General features: G+C 68.9%; 27 protein-coding genes. 13 read left to right on the top strand and 14 right to left on the bottom strand.

Annotation, left to right across the window (positions count from 1 at the left end; translation table 11 throughout):
• The first annotated feature begins 29 nt into the window (after positions 1-29).
• From VSR71_RS19665 to VSR71_RS19645, 5 genes are all read left to right on the top strand, one after another.
• A complete protein-coding gene (locus VSR71_RS19665) occupies positions 30-1,010 on the top strand; it encodes a fumarylacetoacetate hydrolase family protein (protein WP_342915522.1) in 981 nt (326 codons plus the stop codon).
• Between the two features lie 118 nt (positions 1,011-1,128).
• On the top strand, positions 1,129-1,965 hold the full coding sequence (locus VSR71_RS19660) for an enoyl-CoA hydratase/isomerase family protein (protein WP_063239898.1): 837 nt from the start codon (positions 1,129-1,131) through the stop codon (positions 1,963-1,965).
• 65 nt (positions 1,966-2,030) lie between these two features.
• Positions 2,031-2,894, top strand: a complete 864-nt coding sequence (locus tag VSR71_RS19655) for a PhaM family polyhydroxyalkanoate granule multifunctional regulatory protein (RefSeq protein ID WP_342915521.1) — start codon at positions 2,031-2,033, stop codon at positions 2,892-2,894.
• Positions 2,895-3,038: 144 nt separating this feature from the next.
• Positions 3,039-4,223, top strand: a complete 1,185-nt coding sequence (locus tag VSR71_RS19650; protein ID WP_342915599.1) for a patatin-like phospholipase family protein — start codon at positions 3,039-3,041, stop codon at positions 4,221-4,223.
• 186 nt (positions 4,224-4,409) lie between these two features.
• Positions 4,410-5,273, top strand: coding sequence for a ferritin-like domain-containing protein (locus VSR71_RS19645; protein WP_342915520.1), 864 nt, complete (start codon positions 4,410-4,412; stop codon positions 5,271-5,273).
• A 71-nt stretch (positions 5,274-5,344) separates the two neighbouring features.
• Here the strand turns inward: VSR71_RS19645 and VSR71_RS19640 are convergent, their stop codons facing one another.
• Complete coding sequence (locus VSR71_RS19640) at positions 5,345-5,617, bottom strand: hypothetical protein (protein WP_342915519.1); 273 nt, start codon at positions 5,615-5,617, stop codon at positions 5,345-5,347.
• 177 nt (positions 5,618-5,794) lie between these two features.
• On the opposite strand from VSR71_RS19640, the gene VSR71_RS19635 reads away from it, so the two are divergent.
• Positions 5,795-6,763, top strand: a complete 969-nt coding sequence (locus VSR71_RS19635) for a LysR family transcriptional regulator (protein WP_342915518.1) — start codon at positions 5,795-5,797, stop codon at positions 6,761-6,763.
• A gap of 99 nt (positions 6,764-6,862) precedes the next feature.
• Positions 6,863-7,357, top strand: a complete 495-nt coding sequence (gene rfaE2 / locus VSR71_RS19630; protein ID WP_342915517.1) for a D-glycero-beta-D-manno-heptose 1-phosphate adenylyltransferase — start codon at positions 6,863-6,865, stop codon at positions 7,355-7,357.
• Positions 7,358-7,359: 2 nt separating this feature from the next.
• On the opposite strand, the gene VSR71_RS19625 is transcribed toward rfaE2, so the two are convergent.
• From VSR71_RS19625 to VSR71_RS19615, 3 genes are read right to left on the bottom strand one after another with little or no spacing between them, the layout of a single operon-like run.
• Entirely contained in the window at positions 7,360-7,602 is a 243-nt protein-coding gene (locus VSR71_RS19625) for a hypothetical protein (RefSeq protein WP_342915516.1), read from the bottom strand.
• A gap of 59 nt (positions 7,603-7,661) precedes the next feature.
• The gene (locus tag VSR71_RS19620) at positions 7,662-8,501 is read right to left on the bottom strand and encodes a type III pantothenate kinase (RefSeq protein WP_342915515.1); all 840 of its coding nucleotides are present in this window, start codon (positions 8,499-8,501) and stop codon (positions 7,662-7,664) included.
• Positions 8,498-9,379 carry a biotin--[acetyl-CoA-carboxylase] ligase gene (locus VSR71_RS19615; protein WP_342915514.1) on the bottom strand — a complete coding sequence of 294 codons (882 nt, stop codon included), beginning with the start codon at positions 9,377-9,379 and terminating at the stop codon, positions 8,498-8,500. The genes VSR71_RS19620 and VSR71_RS19615 overlap by 4 nt, the downstream gene beginning before the upstream one ends.
• Positions 9,380-9,627: 248 nt before the next feature.
• Here VSR71_RS19615 and VSR71_RS19610 point away from each other — a divergent pair, with 248 nt between their 5' ends.
• From VSR71_RS19610 to VSR71_RS19590, 5 genes are read left to right on the top strand one after another with little or no spacing between them, the layout of a single operon-like run.
• On the top strand, positions 9,628-10,758 hold the full coding sequence (locus VSR71_RS19610) for an ABC transporter permease (RefSeq protein WP_342915513.1): 1,131 nt from the start codon (positions 9,628-9,630) through the stop codon (positions 10,756-10,758).
• Positions 10,755-11,600, top strand: a complete 846-nt coding sequence (locus tag VSR71_RS19605; protein WP_342915512.1) for an ABC transporter ATP-binding protein — start codon at positions 10,755-10,757, stop codon at positions 11,598-11,600. The genes VSR71_RS19610 and VSR71_RS19605 overlap by 4 nt, the downstream gene beginning before the upstream one ends.
• A complete protein-coding gene (locus tag VSR71_RS19600) occupies positions 11,597-12,538 on the top strand; it encodes an MlaD family protein (protein ID WP_342915511.1) in 942 nt (313 codons plus the stop codon). The genes VSR71_RS19605 and VSR71_RS19600 overlap by 4 nt, the downstream gene beginning before the upstream one ends.
• Positions 12,539-12,591: 53 nt before the next feature.
• Positions 12,592-13,284 (top strand): ABC-type transport auxiliary lipoprotein family protein, encoded by a 693-nt coding sequence (locus VSR71_RS19595; RefSeq protein ID WP_342915510.1) that lies wholly within the window; start codon positions 12,592-12,594, stop codon positions 13,282-13,284.
• A 20-nt stretch (positions 13,285-13,304) separates the two neighbouring features.
• Positions 13,305-14,603, top strand: a complete 1,299-nt coding sequence (locus tag VSR71_RS19590; RefSeq protein ID WP_342915509.1) for a VanZ family protein — start codon at positions 13,305-13,307, stop codon at positions 14,601-14,603.
• Positions 14,604-14,618: 15 nt separating this feature from the next.
• On the opposite strand, the gene pxpA is transcribed toward VSR71_RS19590, so the two are convergent.
• The 6 genes from pxpA to VSR71_RS19560 form a co-directional block, all read right to left on the bottom strand.
• Positions 14,619-15,359 (bottom strand): 5-oxoprolinase subunit PxpA, encoded by a 741-nt coding sequence (gene pxpA / locus VSR71_RS19585; RefSeq protein ID WP_342915508.1) that lies wholly within the window; start codon positions 15,357-15,359, stop codon positions 14,619-14,621.
• 84 nt (positions 15,360-15,443) lie between these two features.
• Positions 15,444-16,463 (bottom strand): biotin-dependent carboxyltransferase family protein, encoded by a 1,020-nt coding sequence (locus VSR71_RS19580; RefSeq protein WP_342915507.1) that lies wholly within the window; start codon positions 16,461-16,463, stop codon positions 15,444-15,446.
• Positions 16,460-17,110 (bottom strand): 5-oxoprolinase subunit PxpB, encoded by a 651-nt coding sequence (pxpB, locus tag VSR71_RS19575; protein WP_342915506.1) that lies wholly within the window; start codon positions 17,108-17,110, stop codon positions 16,460-16,462. The genes VSR71_RS19580 and pxpB overlap by 4 nt, the downstream gene beginning before the upstream one ends.
• A gap of 132 nt (positions 17,111-17,242) precedes the next feature.
• The gene (gene lipA, locus VSR71_RS19570; protein WP_342915505.1) at positions 17,243-18,247 is read right to left on the bottom strand and encodes a lipoyl synthase; all 1,005 of its coding nucleotides are present in this window, start codon (positions 18,245-18,247) and stop codon (positions 17,243-17,245) included.
• 40 nt (positions 18,248-18,287) lie between these two features.
• Positions 18,288-19,025, bottom strand: coding sequence for a lipoyl(octanoyl) transferase LipB (gene lipB / locus VSR71_RS19565; RefSeq protein WP_342915504.1), 738 nt, complete (start codon positions 19,023-19,025; stop codon positions 18,288-18,290).
• A 165-nt stretch (positions 19,026-19,190) separates the two neighbouring features.
• The gene (locus tag VSR71_RS19560) at positions 19,191-19,559 is read right to left on the bottom strand and encodes a DUF2917 domain-containing protein (protein ID WP_342915503.1); all 369 of its coding nucleotides are present in this window, start codon (positions 19,557-19,559) and stop codon (positions 19,191-19,193) included.
• 250 nt (positions 19,560-19,809) lie between these two features.
• On the opposite strand from VSR71_RS19560, the gene VSR71_RS19555 reads away from it, so the two are divergent.
• Positions 19,810-20,766 (top strand): transcriptional regulator GcvA, encoded by a 957-nt coding sequence (locus VSR71_RS19555; protein WP_342915502.1) that lies wholly within the window; start codon positions 19,810-19,812, stop codon positions 20,764-20,766.
• Between the two features lies 1 nt (position 20,767).
• Here VSR71_RS19555 and VSR71_RS19550 read toward each other — a convergent pair whose 3' ends face one another.
• The 4 genes from VSR71_RS19550 to mrdA form a co-directional block, all read right to left on the bottom strand.
• Positions 20,768-21,856: a tyrosine recombinase XerC gene (locus VSR71_RS19550; protein WP_428979432.1), complete on the bottom strand. Its 1,089-nt coding sequence runs from the start codon at positions 21,854-21,856 to the stop codon at positions 20,768-20,770.
• A gap of 10 nt (positions 21,857-21,866) precedes the next feature.
• Positions 21,867-22,547: a DUF484 family protein gene (locus VSR71_RS19545; protein WP_342915501.1), complete on the bottom strand. Its 681-nt coding sequence runs from the start codon at positions 22,545-22,547 to the stop codon at positions 21,867-21,869.
• Between the two features lie 80 nt (positions 22,548-22,627).
• The gene (gene rodA, locus VSR71_RS19540; RefSeq protein ID WP_342915500.1) at positions 22,628-23,770 is read right to left on the bottom strand and encodes a rod shape-determining protein RodA; all 1,143 of its coding nucleotides are present in this window, start codon (positions 23,768-23,770) and stop codon (positions 22,628-22,630) included.
• 11 nt (positions 23,771-23,781) lie between these two features.
• Entirely contained in the window at positions 23,782-26,088 is a 2,307-nt protein-coding gene (mrdA, locus tag VSR71_RS19535) for a penicillin-binding protein 2 (RefSeq protein ID WP_342915499.1), read from the bottom strand.
• Positions 26,089-26,098: the final 10 nt, after the last annotated feature.

Raw genomic sequence — 26,098 nt, 5'->3', positions numbered from 1 at the left:
GCGCCCCGCTCTCTACCGCATCGCATTCCATGAAACTCGCAACCCTGAAGGACGGTTCGCGCGACGGCCAGCTGGCAGTCGTGTCGCGCGACCTGAAGCAAGCCCACTTCGCCACCGACATCGCCGGCAAGCTGCAGACGGTGCTGGACGACTGGCACTTCTACGCGCCGCAGCTGCAGGACCTGTACGAGGCGCTCAACGCCGGCCGCGCGCGCCATCCGTTCGCTTTCAACGCCAGGGACTGCATGGCGCCGCTGCCGCGCGCCTACCAGTGGGCCGATGGCTCCGCCTACGTCAACCACGTCGAGCTGGTACGCAAGGCGCGCGGCGCCGAAATGCCGCCCGAGTTCTGGACCGACCCGCTGATGTACCAGGGCGGCTCGGACGACTTCCTCGGCCCGCAGGACGACATCGTGTGCGCCAGCGAAGCCTTCGGCATCGACTTCGAGGCCGAGGTCGCGGTTATCACCGGCGACGTGAGGATGGGCGCCACGCCCGAGCAGGCCGGCGAAGCCATCCGCCTGGTGCTGCTGGCCAACGACGTCTCGCTGCGCAACCTGATTCCGGCGGAACTGGGCAAGGGCTTCGGCTTCTTCCAGAGCAAGCCGGCCACCGCCTTCTCGCCGGTCGCCGTCACGCCCGACGAGCTGGGCGAGGCCTGGCGCGAGCGCAAGGTGCACCTGCCGATGACGGTGCACTGGAACAGCAAGAAGGTCGGCCAGCCCGACTGCGGCACCGACATGGTGTTCGACTTCGGCCAGCTGGTCGCGCATATCTGCAAGACCCGCAATGTGCGCGCCGGCAGCATCGTCGGCTCGGGCACGATCTCCAACGTCGACCGCAAGAAGGGCTACTGCTGCATCGCCGAGAAGCGCATGCTCGAGACCATCGACGACGGCAAGCCCGCCACCGAGTTCATGAAGTTCGGCGACGCGGTCAAGATCGAGATGTTCGACGCGCAGGGGCATTCGGTGTTCGGTGCGATCGACCAGCTGGTGGCCGCGCCCTGAGCCGGCAGCGCCTGTCGGCAAGGGTCCGCCGGATGTGCATATAATTGACCGACCGCCCGGTTGGTAAATCCACGATGCACCCGGCGCGGCTGCGCCCCACTCACCTGACAGGCCACCCATGACTGCCCCCAACGACGCGTCTTCCACCGAACTTTCCGAACGCTACGCGCGCTACCGCGCGCTGACGCTGCGCCGCCACGGCCCGATCCTCGAGATCATCATGGGTGCGGCACAGTCGGCCAACCAGAAGCTGGCCACCGCAGACGCCAGCATGCACCGCGAGCTGGCCGAGATCTGGCGCGACGTCTCCGCCGATCCGGACATCCGCGTGGCGCTGATCCGCGGCGAGGGCAAGGGCTTCTCCGCCGGTGGCGACCTGGCGCTGGTGGAAGACATGGCCAACGATTTCGAAACCCGCACGCGCGTGTGGCACGAAGCGCGCGACCTGGTCTACAACGTCATCAACTGCGACAAGCCGGTGGTCTCCGCGATGCACGGCCCGGCCGTCGGCGCCGGGCTGGTGGCGGGGCTGCTGGCCGATATCTCGATTGCGGCGAAGACCGCGCGCATCGTCGACGGCCACACCCGGCTGGGCGTGGCGGCGGGCGACCATGCCGCGATCGTGTGGCCGCTGCTGTGCGGAATGGCCAAGGCCAAGTACTATCTGATGTTGTGCGAGTCGGTCAGCGGCGAAGAGGCCGAGCGGATCGGCCTGGTCTCGCTGGCGGTGGAAGAGGACGAACTGGTGGCGCGCGCCTTCGAGGTTGCCAACCGGCTGGCGGCGGGGTCGCAGACAGCGATCCGCTGGACCAAGTACGCCCTCAACAACTGGCTGCGCATGGCCGGTCCCGCTTTCGATACCTCGCTGGCGCTCGAATTCATGGGCTTTGCCGGCCCCGACGTGCACGAAGGCATGGCGAGCCTGCGCCAGAAGCGGCCGCCACAATTCAGGTAACGACGACGCAGCCGCGCGGCCCGCATCCGGGCGCGAGGGCTGCGCCGCACACGGAGCACGCGACCATGTTCGGACAGATTCCCGATTTCTCCAACGGCTTCGACTTCATGCGCCGCCTGTGGGGCGGCAGCGCCGGCATGCCCGGCAGCCTCATGCCCGGGCTACAGGCGATGACGCCGCCGATGGACCTGGATGACCTCGACAAGCGCATCGCCGACCTCAAGGCGGTGGAGAGCTGGCTGCAGTTGAACACCAACCTGCTGCGCACCACGATCCAGGGCCTGGAGGTGCAGCGCGCCACGCTGGTGGCGCTGCAGACCTTCGGCAATGCGCTCTCGCCCGACGCCATGCAGGCGGCAATGGAAAACGTGGCGCGTGCCGCCAATGCGCCCAGCGCGGCGCCGCCGCAGCGCGCCGGCGCCGACACCGGCACCGGCACCACAGGGCTGCACGAACAAGCGCATGCGGCGCAGCCCGGCGCCGAGCCGGAGCCGGCTCCCGAGCCGTCGGCCGAGGCAGCGCCAGACGCGGCACCCGAGGCCGCACCCAAGGCCGCGCTGTGGTGGGACCTGCTGCAGCATCAGTTCAGCCAGATCGCCAGCAGCGCCGCCGCGGCCAGCATCGCGCCGTTCAATATGGGCGCCTTCGGTGCCGGTGGCAAGCCGGCACAGCCGGGCGCCGCGCCGGACGCCGGTGCCACGCCCGCCGCCGAGGCCACGCCACGCAAAACCACTGGCAACGGCAACGGCGCCAGGGCGAGCGCCACGGCAAAGAGCGGTGCCGCCAGCGCGGCCAAGTCCGGGACCAAGTCCACGGCCAAGCCCGCTGCGAAGAAGCCCGCGCCAAAGAAGCCCGCTGCCGGCAAGACGGCCAGCGCCACGCCCACCGGCAACAACCCAGCCAAGGACGGCAACGACGGCAACGAATGACGGCTCACCGCACTGCCTGACCTGTCGCTACGCCGCGCCCCCGCCATGCACCGCGATCTCCTGCCAGGACACCATCCCGCCCCGCACAACGGCCGCAGCATCCCTGGCGCCAGCGGCCCCAACCCCGCCGCCACCGCGCTGATCATGATGGGTGGCGGCGCGCGCGCCGCCTACCAGGCCGGCGTGCTGTGCGGGCTCGCGCGCATCGCGGCGCGCCACGGCAAGGCGCATGGCGGGCTGCCGTTCGGCATCATCGCCGGCACCTCGGCGGGCGCGATCAACGGCGCCGGGCTGGCCGTCAACGCCGGCGATTTCCAGGCCGCCACGCAAAGCCTGGGCGCGCTGTGGCACAGCATCCATGCCGACGATGTCTACCGCACCGATGTGCTGCGCGTGGGCGTGTCGGGGGCGCGCTGGCTGTCGACGCTGGCGCTGGGCTGGGCCACGCAGCGCAAGGCGCCGCGTGCGCTGTTCGACAACACGCCGCTGGGCAGCATGCTGGGCGAGCTGTTCGATCCCGCTCGGGTGCAGGCCAGCCTGGACAGCGGCGCGCTGCAGGCGTTCGCGGTCACCGCGCTGTCATACAGCACCGGCCGCCACGTCACCTTCTACCAGTCGCACCACCGCATCCATCCGTGGCACCGCAGCCAGCGCATCGCGGTGCCGGCGCCGATCACGGTGGACCACCTGCTGGCCTCCGCGTCGATACCGTTCCTGTTCCCGTCGATTCCGCTCGAGATCGACGGCCATCACGAGTGGTTCGGCGACGGCACCATGCGGCAGATGTCACCGCTGTCGCCGGCGATCCACCTGGGCGCGTCACGCATCCTGGCGATCGGTGCGGCCTCGCGCCAGCGATCGGGCTGGTTCGACACCGTGCCCGCCGGCGGCTACCCGTCGCTGGCGCAGGTGGGCGGCCAGGCGCTGGCCAGCATCTTCCTGGACGGCCTCAATGCCGACCTGGAGCGGCTGCTGCATATCAACCGGCTGCTGGCGCGCATGCCCGAGCTCGCCGGCGACCGCGAAGGCTGGCGCCCGGTGCAGGTCATGACGATCGCGCCCAGCGAGCCGATCGAGGCGCTCGCCGCCGAACACCAGAAGCAGCTGCCGCGCACCGTGCGTGCGCTGCTGGCGCCGCTGGGCGGTACCGAGGCACGCGGCGCCGCTTTCGCCAGCTACCTGCTGTTCGAGCCCGAGTTCACCCAGGCGCTGATGGCGCTAGGCGAGCGCGACGCAGAAGCGCAGGCCGCCGAACTGGCCGCGTTCCTGTACGGCGTAGTGCCTGATACCGCACCCGCGGCATTGCCGGAGAGCGCGGTCTCGCCCTGAGCGCCGGCTCGCCAGGCGCCGCGGCTGGCACTTGGGCCGCCCGGCGCGCCGCTTATCGCCCGCAATATGCAGTTGGCTGCGCCAGACCTTCGCAAAAGTCGTTGCATTTGTCCCCATGCGCCCTAAAAAAGGAGAAGAGAATAATTCGCATCTGGTAGAATCTGCCCGTAATTTCAAAGGCTTACCATGCTCTACCCCGAACTGTTCAAATCGTTGGAAGCCGTCCGCTGGCACATGGACAAGGACATCCCCTGGGATAGCTTCGACGCCAGCCTGCTGACGGACGACCAGGCCAAGACCATTCGCATGAACGCGATCACGGAATGGTCCGCCCTGCCGGCGACCGAGATGTTCCTGCGCGACAACCGCCACGATTCCGACTTTTCGGCGTTCATGAGCATCTGGTTCTTCGAGGAACAGAAGCACTCGCTGGTGCTGATGGAGTACCTGCGCCGCTTCCGCCCGGACCTGGTGCCGACCGAGGAAGAACTGCACGCCGTGCGCTTCGAGTTCGACCCGGCCCCGCCGCTGGAAACGCTGATGCTGCATTTCTGCGGCGAGATCCGCCTGAACCACTGGTACCGTCGCGCCGCCGAATGGCACTCGGAACCGGTGATCAAGCATATCTACCGCACCCTGTCGCAGGATGAAGCCCGCCACGGCGGCGCGTACCTGCGCTACATGAAGAAGTACCTGGCCCAATTCGGCGACAACGCGCGCGCAGCGTTCGCCAAGATCGGCGTGCTGATGGCTTCGGCGCGCCGCACCGAAAAGCCGCTGCACCCGACCAATCTGCACGTCAACAAGGCGCTGTTCCCCAACGACACCGTGCAATCGCGCCTGCCGGACCCGGACTGGCTGGAGAAATGGCTGGACGAGCAGATCCGCTTCGACGAAGGCTGGGAGAAGAAGGTCATCGAACGGATTCTGCACAATATGTCGCTGCTGTTCGAACGCACCTTTGAATCGGTGCAGGACCTGAACCGCTACCGCAAGGAGCTGAACGCCCGCCTGCCCGGCGCCGGCGGCGCCCAGCCGGCACAGGCCTGATCCGGCGGCTCGCTGCCGGCCCGACAAAAACCCCGCTGCGGCGGGGTTTTTTCATTGGCGCGCCAGCGCCGTCAATTTCCGGCAATCTGGCAGCCCGCACCGGCACTTGCCAGATTTTCCGGCGGGCCGGGTGGTATCCGGTTACTACAGCGCAGGAAAATCACCGGTTTATCTGGACCCAAACAATCGCATTGGCCGCAATGCCAGTCGTGGCGCGCCATTCCTAAACTTCTTAATTCTGAAAATAAAATACTTAAATCACCTGGCGCGATTATCTTTTTTGCCTCATGTGTTATTGATCGGACTTTGATATTAGCGCAATTCATTTTGTAATAGACGGTCATTCCGATAACATCCCCTGAAAATCCGCCAGTCGCGGCTGGCGATTATCCACAGCGCTGCTCGGTCTCGCCGGCAAGGTGCCGCCGGGATTCCCGGCGCGCCCCTCGCCGCGCTCCCGCAACGTACGGGCACAGGGCCAGCGACGACAGCGCGCGGCAACGTCTTGGCAGGGGTAAAGATTGCGTCATATCGATTTCAAGGCCCTGGGCGTCTTTGTCCAGGTCATGCATTACGGCGGCATCGGCCGCGCCGCGCAGGCGCTCGGCGTGCGCCAGCCCACCGTGGCCTACGCCATCCGCAAGCTGCGCGACGTGACCGGTGACGAGCTGTTCTTCGAGCGGCGCGGCGGCCTGGTTCCAACCGCATACGGGCTGAAACTGGAACGCGCCGCTGCCGGCATGCTGGAACGCTGGAACGGGCTGGTTGCAAATTCAAGCGAACGCTCGCCGCGCGGCGGCGGGCCGCGCCAGACCCTGCGCATCGGCGTCTCGATGGCGCTGGGCGACCCCGCGCTGACGCAGGTGCTGGCGCGGCTGTCGGCGGCGCTGCCGGATGTCCATATCGCCTCCAGCGTGATCGGCAGCGGCCGCCTGGCCGGACAGGCCATGGCAAAGGGACAGATCGACTGCGCCGTCACCGTGGACGCGCCGCCGGGCACGGGCGGTGTGCTGGCCGAGCACGTGACGATGGCGCAGCGCAGCCTGATCCGGCTGCCGCCCCCGCCATCCGTGGAGGCGGAGCCCGCGGGCAACGACGTCACCGTGCGCGAGCACTGGACCCTGCTCAGCGACGATGCCGACGTAGAAAGCCCGGTGCGGCGCTACCTGGCCGACAGGTCCGACCAGGTACGCCTGACCGTGGCGCCGTCATGGAACGGCCAGGTCGCGCTGTGGCGCTCGCGCGGCGGCGTCACGCCGGTGCTGAAGTTCAACGTGCCGTGGATCGATGGGGCCAGCAGCGCCTACGTGGCGCAGGTGCCCGATGGCTTTCCGGCCTGGGCCGACGTCAGCCTGCTGTACCTGGGCGGACGCGCCGGGGCGGCCCATGTCGACGCGGTGCGCGAGGCACTGGTCTCGGTGATGCGCGGCATTGCCGCCGCCACGGTGCCGCTGCCCGCCAATGACGCCGCGGTGGCGCTGGTCGGGTAAGCAGCGCTGAACGAGCGGCGAAACCTACCGGACGGGGTACCATTCGGACAAGCGTGCCGGCGCCGCCAGCGCCGGCCTCCACCATCCGATCCCTGACCCATGTCCGTACCCGCCTTCGAATCCAAGCTGACTCCCGCCGACAACTCCGCCGAACTGGCCGCGCGCATCGCCGCGCTGCCGCGCCCGCTGGTGTTCACCAACGGCGTCTTCGATATCCTGCACCGCGGCCATGCCACCTACCTGGCGCAGGCACGCGCGCTGGGTGCGAGCCTGGTGGTGGGCGTCAACAGCGATGCCTCGGTCAAGATGCTCGGCAAGGGCGACGACCGCCCGCTCAACCATGAATCGGACCGCATGGCGCTGCTGGCCGCGCTGGCGTCGGTCGACCTGGTGGCGATGTTCCGCGAGCAGACGCCGGTCGAGCTGATCCGGCTGGTGCGCCCCGACATCTACGTCAAGGGCGGCGACTATGACATCGATACGCTGGAAGAAACCCGGCTGGTGCGAAGCTGGGGCGGCCAGGCCTATGCCATCCCGTTCCTGCACGACCGCTCCACCACCAAGCTGCTGACCAAGGTGCGCCAGGCCGGCTGAGCTCAGCCCTGGCGCCGGGCCACCGGCAAGGTGCCGCGCGGCGCGGCGTCGCCCGCAGACGGCGCGGCCGGCGGCAGCAGCTGCATGCGCTCGGCGCGCACCTGCTGCCCGAGCCGGTTCGGCTCGCGCGGCGTGCCAAACCACCCGCCCAACGGATTCGTGCCAAACAGGCCCGCCAGCGCGGCCACCATCAGGACGTTGGCGAGCAACAGCGACAGCAGGGCGATGCGCAGTGGGGCGGACATGGAAGGGCTGGGGGAGCGTGCGTGACGGCGTGAGGAGGGCGTGGTGAGGGCGATGGCCGCTAGGCCTCGGCCGACGCCATCGCATGCAGGCCGAGCAGCACCAGATTATCGTGCATCTCGAAGGGCACCGCGAGCGCGCCGGCCAGCGCGCCGCGTGCGCCGCCAGACAGCAGGCAGCGCGTCGGCCCGCGTTCGCCCAGCGCGCGCCAGGTGCGTTCGATCGCGCCCGCCTGCGCGGCCAGGCAGCCGGCGGCAATGGCGTCGTGGGTGTTGTCGGCCCAGCCCAGGTGCGCGCCGGCCACGGTGCCGGCCTCCTCCACCTGCTCCACCTCCAGCGCCGGCAGCTGCGCGGTATTGCGCGCCAGCGTGCCCAGCATCAGCGCCAGCCCCGGCAGGATCAGACCGCCCTCGAAGCGTGCGCGGCCGTCCGCGCCGACGGTGACGATATCGATTGTGGTCGCGGTGCCCGCGGTCACGACCAGCAGCGAGTCGTGCGGCAGCCAGCGGTGCGCGCCGATGGCGCCGACCCAGCGGTCGACACCCAGCTGCGTGGGCTCGCGGTAGCCGTTGGCCAGGTTGCCGTGCGCCGCGCTGCTGCGCACCCACTGCACCGTCGCGCAGCCGCCGAAGGCGTCGGCCAGCGCCGCATCCACGGCGGCGGCGATCACCGGGCCGGCGACGTTGGTGATCCAGACCGCCGGCATCGGGCCGCTGCCGCGCAGCGCGCGCAGGTCGGCGGCCAGGGTCTTCAGCGCATGTTCATCGGCATGCGCGACCGCGCCGCCATGCTGCCACGGCGTGGGCAAACCCGTCCCGGCCGGCAGCGGCGCGCCGGCCTCGCACCACGCCCATTTCAGGCGCGTGTTGCCGATGTCGATCAGCAGCTGCGGCACGCTCATGCGCCATCCTCCTGGCCCGGCGCGGGGCGCAGCGACAGCTCGCCGCTGGCGATCCGCTCCAGTCCTGCCGGCGTTTCCAGCATCAGCTGGCCGGTCTCGTCGACGCCGCGCGCGATGCCCTCCGCGATCACCTTGCCGTCGTGCAGCAGCCGCACCGGCTGGTCGCGGTAGGCATCGGCGGCGGACCAGCGCCGCGCCATCGGCCCGAAGCCATGGGCCAGGAACGCGGTGCGCATCGACGCCAGCCGCTCCAGCACCGCGGCCAGCAGGCGCGTGGCGTCGCGGCTGGCGTCGAAGCCCGGCACAGCCTCGGCCACGCCGGCCAGCTCGCGGCCCAGCGCGGCTTCCATCTGCGCATCGCGCACCAGGTTCAGGCCGATGCCGATCACGGCCCAGATTCGGTTCTGCCCGGCGCGCACCGATTCGATCAGGATGCCGGCCAGCTTGCGGCCGTCGATCTGCAGGTCGTTCGGCCATTTCAGGCCGACGCGCGCACCCAGGCGCGGGTCGACATCGCCAAGGGCCTCGGTCAACGCCAGCCCCACCGCCAGGCTGAGGCCGGTGAGCTGTGCCGGCGCCAGCGCGAGCGGCAGCGCCACCGAGAAGGTCATGCCCGCCTGGCCCTGCCACGGCCGTCCCATGCGCCCGCGCCCGGCGGTCTGGCGGTAGGCCAGGCGCAGCCAGCCGGCATCCGACCAGGGTGCGTGGCGGCACCCGGCGGTCAGGTCGGCATTGGTCGAGCCGGTTTCTTCGACCAGCTCCAGCGTCCAGTCGCGCAGCGCCGGCGACAGCGCGGCACGCAGCGCGGCGGGGTCGATGCGCCAGGAGTCGGACGGGCCCGATGCGGGCGTAAGGGAGGTGTCAGGGGCGTCTGGCATGGGAAGCTGCGCTGGTGGCAATCGGCGATGCGGTGGTGGTGCGTACGTAGTGCAAGGGTGCTGCAAAAACCGGCAGGCATGGCGCCTGCCCGACTGCCGCATTGTAGCCGCGCAGCACGTTTTCACCGGGCCCGTCTCCCTGACCGTGCCTGCCCATCCCCTGCCTGCCCCCTGCCCGGACATGGCCGCGGTCGCGCCAGCCGGGCGGGTGGCTTAGAATCGGGACTCGGCCATCACATCGCTAGCCCTTGGAACGCCAGACGACGCCAGACTTCCATATCACGCGCGGGGACGGGACCGTCAGCGTAGCGCTGCGTGGCGACTGGACCGCGCTGGCGCTGGCCGGCTGCCACCAGGCGCGCCATCTGCGCGCCCAGTTGCACGAACTGGCGCAGGAGCCGGAGCACGCGCAATGGTCGCTAGCCGAGGTGCAGCGGCTGGACCACATCGGCGGACAGCTGCTGTGGCAGGCGTGGGACGGCAAGATGCCGCAGCAGATCGAGGCCAGCGAGGGCCAGCGCCGTGTGTTCGAGCGCATCGCAGCGGTGCAGGACGAAGGCTGGAAGAAGCACATGGTGGACCGCTTCAACCCGGTTACGCTGTTCGGCGCCAACGTGCTGTCGTTCGGCGTGCAGCTGTCCATCGGCATCACCATGCTCGGGCAACTGGCGTTCGACCTGCTGCGCTTCGCGCGCATGCCGCAGCGCGGCCCCTGGCGCGAGGTCTCGGCCAATATCTACAACGTCGGCTACAAGGCGCTCGGCATCACCGCGCTGGTGGGGTTCCTGATCGGCATCGTGCTGTCGTACCTGTCAGCGAACCAGCTGCGCGTGTTCGGCGCCAGCACGTTTATCGTCAATATCCTCGGCATGGCGGTGATCCGCGAGCTGGGGCCGGTGCTGGCGGCGATCCTGATCGCGGGCCGGTCCGGCTCGGCCATCACCGCGCAGATCGGCGTGATGCGCGTCACCGAGGAACTCGATGCCATGCGCGTGATGGGGATCTCGCACGGCTTCCGGCTGATCATGCCGCGCGTGATCGCTCTGGCCGTTTCGATGCCGCTGCTGGTGGCGTGGACCGACGTGATGGCGCTGGCCGGCGGCATGGTGGCAGCGCGCATGCAGCTCGGCATCAGCGCCGCGTTCTTCCTGCGCGAGCTGCCCGACGCGGTGCCGGTGGCCAACCTGTGGCTGGGGCTGGGCAAGGGCGTGGCGTTCGGCATCCTGATCGCGCTGACGGCGTGCCACTTCGGGCTGCGCATCAAGCCCAATACGCAAAGCCTGGGCGAAGGCACCACCGCTTCGGTGGTGACCTCCATCACCATCGTGATCCTGGCCGACGCGGTGTTTGCCATCCTGTTCAAGGACGTGGGGATATGAGCGCGCCAACGGAAGCGGCAGCGCCGCCCGCGCCGGCGCAGCGTACTGCGGTGATCGAGGTGCGCGACCTGGTCAAGCGCTTCGGCAAGGCCGTGGTGCACGACCACGTCAACCTGGACGTGTGGCGCGGCGAGTTGCTGTCGATCGTGGGCGGCTCGGGCAGCGGCAAGACCGTGCTGCTGCGCCAGATCGTGGGGCTGGAGCGGCCGACTTCGGGCTGCATCAAGGTGTTCGGCGAAGACCCGACCAAATTGCGCCCGGCTCAGCTGCAGGCGCTGCGCAACCGCTGGGGACTGCAGTTCCAGCGCGGTGCGCTGTTCTCGGCGCTGTCGGTGATCGACAACATCGCGCTGCCGCTGCGCGAGTTGCGCGCGCTGCCGGACAATCTGATCTGCCGGGCAGCGCTGCTCAAGCTGCAGCTCGTGGGCCTGTCCGCGCGCGATGCGGACAAGATGCCGTCGGACCTGTCCGGCGGCATGATCAAGCGCGTGGCACTGGCACGCGCGCTGTCACTGGAGCCGGAACTGCTGTTCCTCGACGAGCCCACCGCCGGCCTCGATCCGATGGCGTCGGACGACTACGTCGCGCTGATCCGGGAACTTAGGCGCGAGCTGGGCCTCACGGTAGTGATGATCACGCACGACCTCGACACGCTGGTGGCGCTGTCCGACCGTGTCGCGGTGCTGGCCGACCACAAGGTCATTGCCGCCGCGCCGATCCCCGAAGTGGTAAAGGTGGACCACCCCTTCGTCCGCGAATATTTCCTGGGCGAACGCGCCCAGCGCGCCTTGCAGGCGCTGCCGCAGGCGGGGCAACCCGCGGCGCCCCCCGGAGAAGCATGATGGAAAACAAGTCATACGCGTTCCTTGCCGGCGTGTTCACCATCGGCCTGGCCGTGCTGGTGCTGTTCGCGCTGTTCTGGTTCAGCAGCGACCACGCCGTGCGCGTGCCGTACGACCTGATCACGCGCTCCACCGTCAACGGGCTCGGGCCGCAGGCGGACGTCAAGTACCGCGGGCTGGCGGTGGGCAAGGTGGAGTCGATCAAGTTCGATCCGCAGGTACCGGGCCAGATCATCGTGCGCATCAGCGTCAACCAGGACACGCCGATCACGCGCACCACCTACGCCACGCTGGGCTTCCAGGGCGTGACCGGCATCGCCTACGTGCAGCTGGACGACACTGCCGCGCATGCCGGCGCCGAGTCCTCGCCGCCGCTGCGCACCTCGCCCAAGGCGGTGGCACGCATCGCCATGCGCCCGGGCTTCTTCGAAGAGCTGGAAAAGCGCGGCGATACGCTGCTGACGCAGGCCGAAACGCTGATGGCCTCGCTCAACGACATGTTCCAGACCGCCAACCGTAATGAGCTGATGGCCGCGATCCGCTCGGTGCGCAAGACCGCCGAGGACTACTCGAAGCTGTCGGACTCGGTGACGCCGGCGGCCAACCGCCTACCGCGCGTGGCCGAGAATCTCAACGCCACGCTGGAATCGACGCGGCGCCTGACGCAGGAGCTGGCCAGCCCCAACGGCACGGTGCTGCGCACGGTCGACAGTGTCGGGCACGACCTGCAGGGTGCGGCGGCGTCGGTGCAGACCGCGGCCGGCAACTTCAACCAGGAAACCTTGCCGCAGCTTAACGGTCTGGCGCGCGATGCGCGCCAGACCGCGCGCAGCTTCGAGCGTGCCGCCGGCCAGTTCAACGACAGCCCGACCAGCGTGCTGTTCGGCGCGCCGGCGCCCGCGCCGGGGCCGGGCGAGCCGGGCTTCAGCACGCCCTGACGTCACCGACGACGCGCAACGACGTGACGACGACATAACGACGACCCATCGCCATGCCAGAGAACGACAACCGCCGAGGCCTCGCCGTGATCCCTGCCACCGAGAATTCACGCCGGACCCGCCGCTCCCGCACCGCCGCCACGCTGCTTGCGTTGGCCGGCGCCGCGCTGGTGCTGTCCGGCTGCGCGCTGTCGCGCGGCGCGCCAACCGTCACGTATGACCTGGGGCCGTCCGCCGCCCTGGCCGGCACGGCAGGGAACAGTGCCAGCGCTGCCAGCGCCGCCCCCGCGCCGCTGCCCAGGCTGCGCGTATCGCAGACCGACGGCCCCGACTGGCTCGAAGGCAATGCGCTCTACTACCGCCTGCTGTACGCGCAGGCGCAGCGGCTGCAACCCTATGCCACGCAGCGCTGGGTGATGTCGCCGACGCGCCTGTTCGACGAGCGCCTGCGCGAGTCGGTGTCGGCGCGCGGCGGGCTGGCCTGGTCCGGCGACGCCAGCGTGCCGGGGCTGAAGGTCGACCTGCTGGCATTCGAGCAGGTGTTCGACAGCGCCACAACCAGCCAGGGCGTGGTACGGCTGCGCGCCACCGTATTCCATCGCGGCCAGCTCGGCCAGCAGACCTTCGAAGTGCGCCGGCCCGCGCCCAGCGCCGACGGCGCCGGCGGGGTCAAGGCACTGGCCGAAGCCAGCGACGCCGCCATCGCCGCGCTGCTCGACTGGACCGCCACGTTGCCGCTAAAGTAAGACAGACAAGGAGATTTGCCATGGAGCCGGCTGCCCCGCCGCCCTCCGCACCGCCCCCGGCGCCAGCCGCGCAACCGGTGGCGCCTCCGGTGGCGCCACCCGCGGCAATTGCGACCGTGACCGAACCCTCCGGCCCGCAGTATTCGCCGCTGGCCCGCGTGGGGCTGCTTTGCTTCACGCTGCTGGTGGTGTATGCCAGCCTCTACCCGTTCTCCGGCTGGGTCGACAACGGCATCTCGCCGTTCGCCTTCGTCACCGCGCCCAAGCCGCGCTATATCACCGACTTCGACCTGCTGACCAATGTCATCGGCTATGTCCCCTTCGGGGCGCTGGTCGTGCTGTCGCTGCATCCGCGCATGTCGGGCGGGCGCGCGACGCTGGTGGCGCTGTGCGCCGGCGCGCTGCTGTCGGCCTGCATGGAAGCCTTCCAGACCTGGCTGCCGAACCGGATCTCGTCCAATATCGACCTGATCACCAACGCGCTGGGGGCGCTGCTGGGCGGCGCGGTGGTGGCGCCGTTCACGCATGCGCTGATCGACGACGGCCGGCTGACGCGGCTGCGCCATGCCTGGTTCGAGCCGCATGCCAGCTTTGCCATCATCCTGCTGATGCTGTGGCCGTTCGCGCAGATCTTCCCGCAGGAGCACCTGTTCGGCATGGGCGGCATCGTGCGCGAATGGCTGACCGATCCGGAATCCTGGCCGATGCAGGTGCTGGAAATGCTGTTCCCGCAGCTGGAGGCATGGCAGGTCCACATCGGCCTGCGGCCCGAGGACATGCAGAGCCAGCAATTGCTGGAATCGCTGGTGACCGCCAGCAGCTGGATCGGCACCGGCTTGTTCGCCTCGATCGCCATGCGCCGCAATGCGCCGATGCTGCGCATCCTGGCTGGCCTGCTGGCCGCCGCGCTGCTGATCAAGGCCACCGCGGCCGAACTGCAGTTCCCCGCCGACAGCGCCTTCAACTGGCTGTCCGAAGGCGGCCGCTTCGCGCTGCTGACCAGCTCGCTGGTGCTGGCGCTGCTGCTGTACCTGCCGCGCTGGCTGCGCGCGGTGCTGGCAATGGTGGCGCTGCTCGGGCTGGTGGTGCTGACCAACGTGCTGCCGTCGAATCCCTATGCATGGATTTCCGAGCAGGGCTGGCGCATGGGCCGCTTCATCCACTTCAACAGCCTGGCCCAATGGCTGGGGTGGCTATGGCCGTTCCTGGCGTTCTGCTACGTGATCTGGCGCTTCGAGCAGGTCAGCCTGCGCCGCCACGCCATGAAGAAGGCTGCGGCGCGCCGCGAGTCGGCGGCGGCCGGTACGCAAAAACCGTGACGAAGCGCGGCGCCGTCAGTTGTCGGCGCAGATGGCGATGCCCTCGGCGGTGAGCCGTTCCCGGATGCGGCGCGCAAAGGCCAGCGCATGGGCCCCGTCGCCGTGCAGGCAGACGGTCTCGGCCTGGATCGGCACCCAGGTGCCGTCGATGGCGCGCACGCGCTTCTCGCGCACCATGGTCAGCGTCTGGTTCAGCGCGACTTCCTCGTCCTCGTGCAGCGCGCCTGGGGTTCCGCGCCTGACCAGCGTGCCGTCGGGGTTGTAGCCGCGGTCGGCAAACACCTCCTGCTTGACGCGCAATCCGGCCTCCCTGGCGATGTCGATCATCTGGCTGCCGGCCAGGCCGAAGAACACCAGGTCGGCATCGAAATCCCGCACCGCGCGCACGATGGCGCTGGCCAGCGCCGGGTCGCGCACGGCCTGGTTGTACAGCGCGCCGTGCGGCTTGACGTGGTGCAGCGCGCCGCCCTGCGCGCGCACGATCGCGTCGAGCGCGCCGATCTGGTACAGCATGTCGGCATAGACGTCCTCGGGGTCGCGCTGCATCTCGGTGCGGCCGAAATTCTCGCGGTCCGGATAGCTGGGGTGCGCGCCGATGGCGACCCCATGCTCGAGCGCCCACTTGACCGTTTGCACCATGGTGGCGGCGTCGCCCGCGTGCCAGCCGCACGCCACGTTGGCGGAACTGATCAGCGCCAGCAGCGCCTCGTCATTGCCGCAGCCTTCGCCGAGGTCCGCGTTCAGGTCGATCTGCATTGCCATTCTCCCGGGCGGTGCGGTGAGGGGTCCGCGCTGCCGCCTGCTGTCGAGGTGTACAAGGTACAAGTACGCGCGGCCGGCTCAGGCCGCCGCGCGGGTCAGCGTGCGCCGGCGCGCGGCGATGGCCATGCCGTCGCCCTGCCATTGCAGCGCCTGGTCGATCTGGCGCAGGTAGCGGTCCAGCTCAGCCTGCGCCGCGGCGGCCTGTGCCAGCGTCACCGGCACGAAGCGCACGGCCGCGCCCAGCGGCACCTGCGCCAGCCGCCACAGGTCGGCGCCGATCACCACGCCGATCTTCGGGTAGCCGCCGGTGGTCTGCGCATCGGCCATCAGCGCGATCGGCTGCCCGGCCGGCGGCACCTGCATCACGCCCGGCACCACGCCGTGCGAAAGCAGGTCAGCGCTGCGATCGGCGCGGCGCGCCAGCGCGGGGCCGTTCAGGCGCAGGCCCATGCGGTTGCTGTTGGGCGTGACGATCCAGTCGGACTGCCACAGCGCCTGCTGCGATGCCGTCTCGAAGTCTTCATACTCCGGCCCGGGCAGCATGCGCACCGGCGTGGCCTTGCCGTCGAGGTCGGCCGGCAGCGCCCACGCCGGCGCCTGCACGCCGATCCAGTCGCCTTCGGCCGGCAACCCCGCGCGTCCCACCGGTAACCGGTCGCCCTCCTGCAGCGCGCGCCCGTCCAGCCCGCCAAAGGCGGCCTTCAGGTCGGTACTGCGCGAGCCCATCACCGGCTCGACATCGATGCCGCCCGCCACGCACAAATAGGCATGCGTGCCGCCGCGCGCCGGCGGCAGCACCAGGATCTCACCGGCGTGCACGTCGAAGGCGTGCCAGGACCAGACTGGCGTTCCATCCAGCGTCGCGCCACACTCCGCGCCAGCCAGAGCGACGCGCATGTCCGCATGGAAGCGAACCGCGGCGCGTCCCAGCGTGAATTCAATGGCGGCGCACCCGGGCGCATTGCCCAGCAGCCGGTTGCCGACCGCCACCGCCAGCGTATCCATCGCCCCGCAACTGCCCACGCCAATACGGCGGAAGCCGGTACGGCCCAGGTCCTGCACCGAGGCGAGCGCGCCAGGTCGGATGATTTCGATCACGCTATGATTTCCTCGGCGACAAAGCGCACGGTATCGCCGGGCGCCAACAGGGACGGCGGATTGCGATCCGCGACGAAGAGTGCGATATCGGTGTGGCCGATCAGCTGCCAGCCGCCCGGCAGCACCGCCGGATAGATGCCGGTCTGCTCGCCGCCGATGCCGACCGATCCCGCCGGCACCGCCACCCGCGGCTCGCGCCGGCGCGGCGTGGCCAGCTCGGGCGCGAGCCCGCCCAGATAGGCAAAGCCAGGCTGGAAACCCAGGAAATAGACAACGTACTCGCCGGCGGCATGGCGGTGCGCAACTTCGCGCGGCGATAGCCCGGTATGCGCGGCCACATCGGCCAGGTCCGGCCCATGCCCGCCGCCGTAGCGCACCGGGATCTCGACCACCTTGCCGGTGGTGTTGCGCGCCTCGTTCGAGGCCCAGGCCTGCTTCAGGCTGCGCTCCAGCACTTCGACGTCGGCACTGCCGTCGAAGATCACTGTCAGGTTGTTCATGCCCGGCACCACGTCGACCACGCCGCGCCATTCTTCGGCCCGCGCCGCCATCGCCCAGATGCGGCGCTGGACCTCGAGCGATGCGGGGGGCGCCACGCTGTAGAGCAGCGCTTGTTCGGCGAGGCGATGGATGGTGCAGGGGCTCATGGGATTCCTGGTAGCGCACTTTTTACCAGTGTAGGCTGGCGGCCGGGGGAATGCGATGCGCAAAGCAGGCTCCAAAGCAAAACGGCCGGGATTCATCCCGGCCGCCTTGAATACGCATGAACCCGATGCGGATCAGGCAAACCCCGCCTGATGCGCCTGCTGGTCAGCGTGGTACGAACTGCGCACCATCGCGCCCACGGCAGCGTGGGTGAAGCCCATCTTGTAAGCCTCGTCCTCGAACATCTTGAACGTGTCCGGGTGCACGTAGCGCAGCACCGGAAGGTGGTGGTTCGACGGCGCCAGGTACTGGCCGATGGTCAGCATGTCGATGTCGTGCGCGCGCATGTCGCGCATGACTTCCAGGATTTCCTCGTCGGTCTCGCCCAGGCCCACCATCAGTCCGGACTTGGTCGGCACGTTGGGGTTGCGGCGCTTGAATTCCTGCAGCAGCTTGAGCGAGTGCGCGTAGTCCGCGCCCGGACGGGCCTGCTTGTACAGGCGCGGCACGGTTTCCATGTTGTGGTTCATCACGTCAGGCGGGCAGGCCTGCAGGATGTCCAGAGCCTTGTCGAGGCGGCCACGGAAGTCGGGCACCAGCACTTCGATGCGGGTGTCGGGCGACAGCTCGCGCGTCTGCGAGATGCAATCGACATAGTGCTGGGCACCGCCGTCGCGCAGGTCGTCGCGGTCGACGCTGGTGATCACCACGTAGTTCAGCTTGAGCTGGGAGATGGTGCGTGCGAGGTTGCCGGGCTCGTTCACGTCCAGCGGATCCGGGCGGCCATGGCCGACGTCGCAAAACGGGCAGCGGCGCGTGCACTTGTCGCCCATGATCATGAAGGTCGCCGTGCCCTTGCCGAAGCATTCGCCGATATTGGGGCAGCTGGCTTCCTCGCACACCGTCACCAGGTTGTTGGCGCGCAGGATGTCCTTGATCTCATAGAAACGCGAATTGCCGGTGGCGGCCTTCACGCGGATCCAGTCCGGCTTCTTGAGCTTTTCGGCCGGCACGATCTTGATGGGGATGCGTGCGGTCTTGTCGGCCGACTTTTGCTTGCGGGTCGGGTCGTACGCCTCCGCGGGGGACTGCGGGGCTTCGCTGGAAGATGCGATCGGGGCGATCAGGGCGTCGCTCATACATTTCTCCGCACGCGCTCAGCGTGCATTTCGCTTTTGACTAGGAGGCCAGGGCCGGGTCGGCATTCACGTCGGCGGCTTCAGCCGCCAGCACGCGGGATTCGTGCGCTGCCAGCACCTCGCACAATGCAGCCGCCAGGCGCTGTGCGATGTCGGGTTGTCGTGCCGCGCTCACGGGCAAGGGTGCGCCATCGGCATCTGCCACCGGGCAGGTGGCGCCCGCGGTGGCCATGTCGACCGTTTCCAGTCCGGCATAGCCGCAGGGATTGATGCGCAGGAACGGCGACAGGTCCATCTGCACGTTGAGGCTGACGCCGTGGTAGCTGCAGCCGTTGCGGATCTTCAGGCCGAGCGCGGCAATCTTGGCGCCCTGGTGCGGCCCGTCGGACAGGTAGATGCCGGGGGCGCCGGGCTTGCGTTCGGCTGCGAGATTATACGCCGCGAGCGTGTCCAGCACTGCCTGCTCGATGGCGTGAACCAGCTCGCGCACCATCAGGTGGCGGCGGCGCAAATCGAGCAGCAGGTAAGCCACTACCTGGCCTGGACCGTGATAAGTGATCTGGCCGCCACGATCGATCTGCACCACGGGGATGTTGTCGTCAGGCGACAGCAGGTGTGCGGGGTCGCCCGCCTGGCCCAGGGTGTAGACCGGCGGATGCTCGACCAGCCAGACCTGGTCGGGCGTCTCGGGCGTGCGTGCGGCGGTGAAGGCGCGCATCGCGTCGAAACACGGCTGATAGTCCTCGCGGCCGCGTTCGATGATCTGAATCGGATGCATGGCGAGAGTGTAACGAAAAGGGCCGGCTTGTGCCGGCCCTGCCATTGTCACTGTCAGCCTTGCGGTGCCGGGGACTCGTCGGTTGCGTCACGCGACCAGGCCAGGCGCAAGTGCGCGCGGCGCGGGTGTGACGCGGACGATGCCCCGTCCGTTTCCGTGTCGGCTTCAGGATGCGGCGGCCTGGTCCTGGCCAGGCGTCCATTCCGTGCCTCGAACCAGCCGGCGCAGGCTGCGGTACACCAGGTGCGGCACATCCGCCAGCGCCAGCGCCGGACGGCGCGCCTCGGCGATCAGCGCCAGGCGTACCGGTTCCTGCGCGCGCGGGTCGATGCTGACCACCACCTCGTCGCCGGAGCGGAGCAACAGGCTGCCGCCACAACGCAGCCAGTAGTCCTCCGAATCGCCTTCGCGCGTCAGCCACACGTCCATGCCATTGGCTTTCTCGACATGCAGGCGCTGGGCGGCGTGCACCGACAGCGCGGTGACTTCGCCAGGATTCAGGGTGAACACGGTCGTTGTGAGCACGATTTTCATGGAGGTTCTCCGTTCAGCCGGCCCGGAGGCAGTTGCGCCACGCTGTCGCTTATGGGGAACGAATCCACGGCAATTGGCCCGGTAAAGGGACCATGCCAGTTAAGTCTTGTGGAATTCGCCGTTAAGTGAATCGCTACAGCGGGGGGCCGGTGAAGGAATATTAGTGATTGCCCGGACACTATCAAAACGATATATTTTCTTTGTTCTTGTTAGCCAAACTCACATAAACCCGACTTCATCGGAGCCTGCCATGGCCTGGAAAAGCGCCTGGGAAAAGGACCTGCCGCGCGGCTGGCACCGCGAGCTGCCGCGCCTGCCGGCGCTGACCGCCCTGCGCGCGTTCGAGGCGGCGGCGCGTCATGAGAGTTTTTCGCGCGCGGCGACGGAGCTGTTCGTCACCCACGGCGCGGTCAGCCACCAGATCCGCGCACTCGAAGACGAGCTGGGCCTGCCGCTGTTCGAGCGCCACGGCAAGCGCGTGGCGCTGACCCCGGCCGGCCGCATCTACGCCGAGCGCGTACGCGACGCGCTGCTGCAGATCGCCGATGCCACGCGCGTGCTGCAGGCCGGCAACCGTGACAAGCGCCTGACGATCAGCACCATGCCTTCGTTCGCCGCGCGCTGGCTCACACCGCGCATCGGCAGCTTTATCGAGCGCCATCCGGAGCTGGACGTCGAGCTGCTGTCATCGAACACGCTGGTCAACTTTGCCCATGAGGAAGTCGATATCGCGCTGCGCATGGGCAGCGGCGACTATCCCGGCCTGTATGTGGAAAAGCTGCTCGACGACGTCTTCTTCCCGATGTGCAGCCCCAGCTTCAATGGCGGCCGGCTGCCGCAGAAGCCGGAGGAGATGGCCGGCCTGCCGCTGCTGCGCGGCGAGGGCGATCCGTGGAAGCCGTGGTTCGAGGCCGCCGGGCTGGACTGGCCCGAGCCGCGCAAGGGCCTGCTGATGGAGGATTCGTCGCTGCTGCTGCAGGCCGCGTCGGCGGGCCAGGGCATCGCGCTGATCCGCTCGTCGCTGGCCTACAACGACCTGCTGGCGGGGCGCGTGGTGCGGCTGTTCGATGTCAGCATACCGTGTCCGTGGCTGCTGTACTTCGTCTGTGCGCCGGGCTCGCTGAACCTGCCCAAGGTGCAGGCCTTCCGCAGCTGGCTGATGCCTGAGATCGAGGGCTTCCGTGAGGTGCTGGCGCAGTGGGAGTGAGCTAGTCTGCGGCTTCGTCGGTCTCGCCGGTCTCGCCGGAAGCGCCGGCCTCGTCGGCCGGCGCTTCCGGCGCAGGCGCCGGGCGCCGTCCCGCGCGCGGGTGCGCCTTGTCATAGACCCGCGCCAGGTGCTGGAAATCCAGCGCGGTATAGATCTGCGTGGTCGAGATGCTGGCGTGGCCCAGCATCTCCTGCACCGCGCGCAGGTCGCCCGACGACTGCAGCAAGTGCGTGGCGAACGAATGCCGCAGCATATGCGGATGCACATCGGCCGGCACGCCGGCGCCCAGCGCCTGCTGCTTGAGCCGCAGCTGCACCGCGCGCATCGACAGCCGCCGCCCGCGCGGCCCCAGGAACAGCGCGTGCGCATCTTCGGGCGCCGCGCCGGGACGCAACAGCGTGTCGCGCACCGCGATCCAGGCGCGCAGCGCCTCGATAGCCTTGCTGCCGACCGGCACGGTGCGCCGGCGCGCGCCCTTGCCGGTCACCGTCACTTCGGCGCCGGCCAGGTCGAGCCAGCCGCTGGACCGGTAGCCGTCGACAGCGGCATAGCGCAGGTCCAGCTGCACCAGTTCCGACAGCCGCAGCCCGCTGGAATAGAACAGTTCATACACCGCATGGTCGCGCACGGCCTGGGCATCGGTGCCAGCGGTGTGGGCAACCAGCGCCACCGCATGCTCGACCGACAGCGCCTTGGGCAGCGCATGGCCGGAGCGCGGCGCGCGCACGCCTTCTACCGGATTGACCGTCACGCCATGGCCATGCCGCGCCGCCCACTGATAGAAGCCGCGCCACGCCGACAGCGTGCGGGCGATGCTGGTGCCGACCAGCCCGCTGCCGTGCAGCCGGGCGGCAAAGTTGCGGATATGGGGGGTCTGCAACGCCAGCAACGCGACGCCGGGCGCGTAGCGCACGGCATGCGCCTGCAGCACGCGCAGGTCGCGGCTATAGCTGGCAAGCGTATGGTCGGCCAGCTTGCGGCTGCCGCGCAGCCAGTCGAGATAGCGTACGACCAGCGGATCGGCCGGCGCTCCCGCGCCGTCATCCGCCGGCGCGGGAGCGGGCTGGCGCGGCGGCCGGCGTGCGCTCACGGCATCGGCCTCAGTCGCGCAGGCGGTTCAGCGCGGCGCCGGCGACTTCGCCGATCTGCGCCAGGTAGGCGGTGCCCATGCCTTCGTGGAAACGGCGCGGGTCCGGCGATCCCAGCACCAGCAGGCCGAACGCGGCGCCCTGCACATCGGCGGCGGCATCGTCCGCGCGCACGGGCACGCGCAGCGCCACCATCGCCAGCGAGACGATATCGTCGCGCTCCAGCAGCGCCGCCGCCTCGAAGCCGCCGTTGGCGCCGCAGTACGGCGCGCGCAGGCCGTCGGCAAACAGGCGCATATCTTCGCTGGCGCCCTGCGCGACTTCCATGTGGGCGTACTGTTCGGCCACGTTCCACAGCTTGAGCGCCACGGCAGGTACGTCGAACACCTGCTGCAGGCCGTCCTGCACGGCGTACGGCAGCGCGTGCGAATCGGCCTCGGCCAGCAGCCGCAGCTGCCAGTCGTGCAGGCGCTGCTGGGTGCGGTCGTTGTCGTGGCCATGGCGCACCAGGTCGGCCAGGCGCAGCTCCAGGCCCTTGTTCTTCTCGCGCAGGATTTCCATCTGGCGTTCCTGCAGCGACACGGCGCGGTGGCTGTGCGGGCTGGTCAGCTGCACCGCGGCCAGCAGCTCGGCGTGCTCTTCGAAGAATTCGGGATGGCTCTGCAGGTAGGCGGCAACGTCTTGGGCGTTCATGGGGCTTGGACCGGTAGAGGAAAATTGGGTGGCAGTTTAGCAAAGGGGGGCGTCGCCCCCCTTTTCCTGTGCCGCCCGCGCTACGTCTGGATCAACCGCTTCTGGCGCGAAATGCTCAGCAAGATGCCGATGCCCGCCCCCAGCGTCACCAGCGCCGTCCCGCCATAGCTCATCAGCGGCAGCGGCACGCCCACCACCGGCAGGATCCCGCTGACCATGCCCATGTTGACGAACGCATAGGTAAAGAAGATCAGTGTGATCGACCCCGCCAGCAGCCGCGAAAACAGCGTCGGCGCGTTGGCTGCAATGAACAGGCCGCGGAAGATCAGCAGCAGGTACAGCACCAGCAGCAGCGCATTGCCGATCAGGCCGAACTCCTCGGAGTAGACCGCGAAGATGAAGTCGGTGTGCTTCTCGGGAATGAATTCGAGATGGGTCTGCGTGCCCTTCAGGAAGCCCTTGCCCTCGACTCCGCCCGAGCCGATCGCGATGATCGACTGGATGGTGTGGAAGCCCTTGCCGAGCGGGTCGCTGGTCGGGTCGAGCAGCGTGCACACGCGGTGCTGCTGGTAGTCGTGCAGCACCGGCCAGTTCACGCCCGGCGCGCAAATGTCGTTCTGGAACGTGATCAGCAGCGTGATCGCCACCACCAGCAGCCCCAGCAGCGGCAGGATCAGCCTCCACGACAGCCCGGCGAAGTAGATCACGTACAGGCCGGCCGCCATCACCAGCAGCGCGGTGCCCAGGTCGGGTTGCTTGGCGATCAGGCCGACCGGGATCAGCAGCAGCCCCAGCGCGACGATGAAGTCGAACCACCTGATCACGCCCTCGCGCTTCTGGAAGTACCACGCCAGCATCAGCGGCATCGAGATCTTCATGATCTCCGACGGCTGGATCACCATGCCGACATAGAGCCAGCGGCGCGCGCCCTTGCGGATCAGGCCGAACATGGCCACCGCGATCAGCAGCGCCACGCCGACCGTGTAGATCGGCACCGCCACCCGCATCAGCGTCTGCGTGGGCAGGTAGGCAATCACGAACATCACCACGTACGACAGCAGGATGTTGCGCAACTGGTCTTCGACGCGGCCCGGCATGTCGATGGCGGCCGAGTACAGCGCGACAACGCCGGTGGCGAACAGCAGGAAGACGATCAGCGAAAGCGGCTTGTCAAAACCGGTCAGCGCGGTCTTGACCAGGGACATGACGCGGCGGCGATCCATGCGCGTCTCCTTCAGCGGGTGGCGTCGGCACCGCTGGCCGCCTTGGCGGACACGGGCTTGACGCGAGGTTTGGGCGCGGGTGCCGTGGCGGGCTGCACGGCGGGGGCGGAGGCCGGCTGCGGCACGGGCTTGCTGTGGCCAAGGGCCTGCAGCATGCGCTGGTCCAGCGTCTCGACGGCCGAAGCCGGCGCGATCGCCTCGGCGTTCAGCGCGGCGGCAATCGCCTCCGGCGTCACCGGCTGCGCGCCGGAGGCCGCGGCCACGGCGCTGGCGGCGGCGCCGCTCGCGGGCGCGGCCCCGGTGGACATCACCGTGGCACTGGCGATGCTGGCGGTCTGGCCGGTGGTGAACACGCTCGGCGTCTCCACGGGCGGGCGGCCGGCCACGCGCTCGCCGGCCGGCGGCGCCATTGCTTCCAGGTCGGCCGGCCACTTGCCGGTCAGGTAGTAGTCCATCAGCTTGCGCGCGATGGGCGCGGCCACCGCCGCGCCGAAGCCGGCGTTCTCGACGATCAGCGCGATCGCGATCTTCGGCTGGTCAGCCGGCGCGAACGCGGTGTACAGCGAGTGGTCGCGCTTGTGCTCGGCCAGCGCATGGTGGTTGTACTTCTCGCCCTTGGACAGGCTGTAGGTCTGCGCCGTGCCGGTCTTGCCGGCCGACTCGTACGAGGCACCGGCGAATACGCGCGCCGCCGTGCCCGAATGCGTCACCGCGACCATGGCGCGCTTGATCACGTCGATGTCGGCCTGCTTGAGCGGGATCGTGTAGCTTTCCTTGGGCACCGTCAGCGTGCGCTTGCGCGTGACCGCGTCCTCGACCGCCTTGACCAGGTGCGGCTTCATCACCTTGCCGTTGTTGACGATCACCGAAGTCGCCTGCGCCAGCTGCAGGATGGTGAAGCTGTTGTAGCCCTGTCCGATGCCCAGCGAGATGGTCTCGCCGTCATACCACTTCTGCTGCTCGGGCTTGCGGTAGGCCTTGCGCTTCCAGTCGGTCGACGGCAGGATGCCGCGGCTTTCGCCCTCGATGTCGATGCCGGTGATCTGGCCGAAGCCCAGCGGCTTCATGAAGTCATGGATGCCGTTGACGCCCATGTCGCGCGCCAGCGCGTAGTAGTAGGTGTCGCACGAGTGCACGATCGACGCCTGCATGTCGACCCAGCCGTGCCCGCCCGGCTTGTCGTCGCGGAAGGTGTGGTTGCCCAGCGTGAAGAAGCCCGGGTCCGACATGCCCCAGGCCGCGGTGCGCTTGCCGGTGGTGAGCGCCGCCAGTGCCATGAACGGCTTGTAGGTCGAGCCCGGCGGATACGTGCCGCGCAGCGGGCGGTTCAGCAGCGGCTTGTCGGGCGAGCCGTTGAGCTCGTTCCAGGTATTGGTATCGATGCCCTCGACGAACAGGTTGGGATCGAAGGTCGGCTTGGAAACGAACGCCAGGATGTCGCCGGTGGTCGGCTCGATCGCCACCAGCGCGCCGCGGCGGTCGCCGTAGAGCGCCTCGGCCAGCTGCTGCAGGCGGATATCGAGCGACAGGATCAGGTTGTTGCCCGGCGTGGCGGGCGAGGTCGACAGCGTGCGGATCGGGCGCCCGCCGGCGCTGACTTCCACTTCCTCGAAGCCGGTCAGGCCGTGCAGCTCGGTCTCGTAGCTCTGCTCCAGGCCGATCTTGCCGATGTAGTTGGTGCCCTTGTAGTTGTCGGCATCCTTGCGCGGATCGTACTTGGCGCTGTCGGCATCATTGGCCTCGTCCATCGCCTCGATCCGCTCCTGGTCGCGCTGCGAGATGCGCCCCAGGTATCCGACCACATGCGAGGCCGACTCGCCCAGCGGGTACTGGCGGAACAGCCGCGCGCGCACGTCCACGCCGGGGAAACGGAAGCGCTGCGCGGAGAAGCGCGCCACTTCCGCATCGGTCAGCTGGCTGCGGATCGGCAGGCTTTCAAAGCTGCGCGACTCTTCCATCAGCCGCTTGAAGCGGCGCCGGTCGCGCGGCTGGATCTCGACCAGCCCCGACAGGCCCTCGATGGTGTTGTCCAGCGTATCGGTCAGCTTGGACGGCGTGATCTCCAGCGTGTACGCCGAATAGTTGCGCGCCAGCACGATCCCGTTGCGGTCCATGATGATGCCGCGGTTGGGCTCGATCGGCGCCACCGAGATGCGGTTGTCCTCGGCCTTGGCCGAGTACTGGTCATGCTTGTACCACTGCAGCCACAAAAAGCGCGCGAACAGCAGGCCAAAGCAGATCACCGTGAACAGGGCCGCGGCCGCCACGCGGATGCGGAAGCGGCCGATTTCCAGTTCGACGTTGCGGATTTCGGTCATGGTACTGCGC

Source organism: Cupriavidus oxalaticus, from assembly GCF_038900635.1.
Lineage (GTDB): Bacteria > Pseudomonadota > Gammaproteobacteria > Burkholderiales > Burkholderiaceae > Cupriavidus > Cupriavidus oxalaticus_B.
The sequence above is the reverse complement of the archived record's forward strand: the minus strand, read 5'-3'. Positions and strand labels throughout refer to the sequence as shown.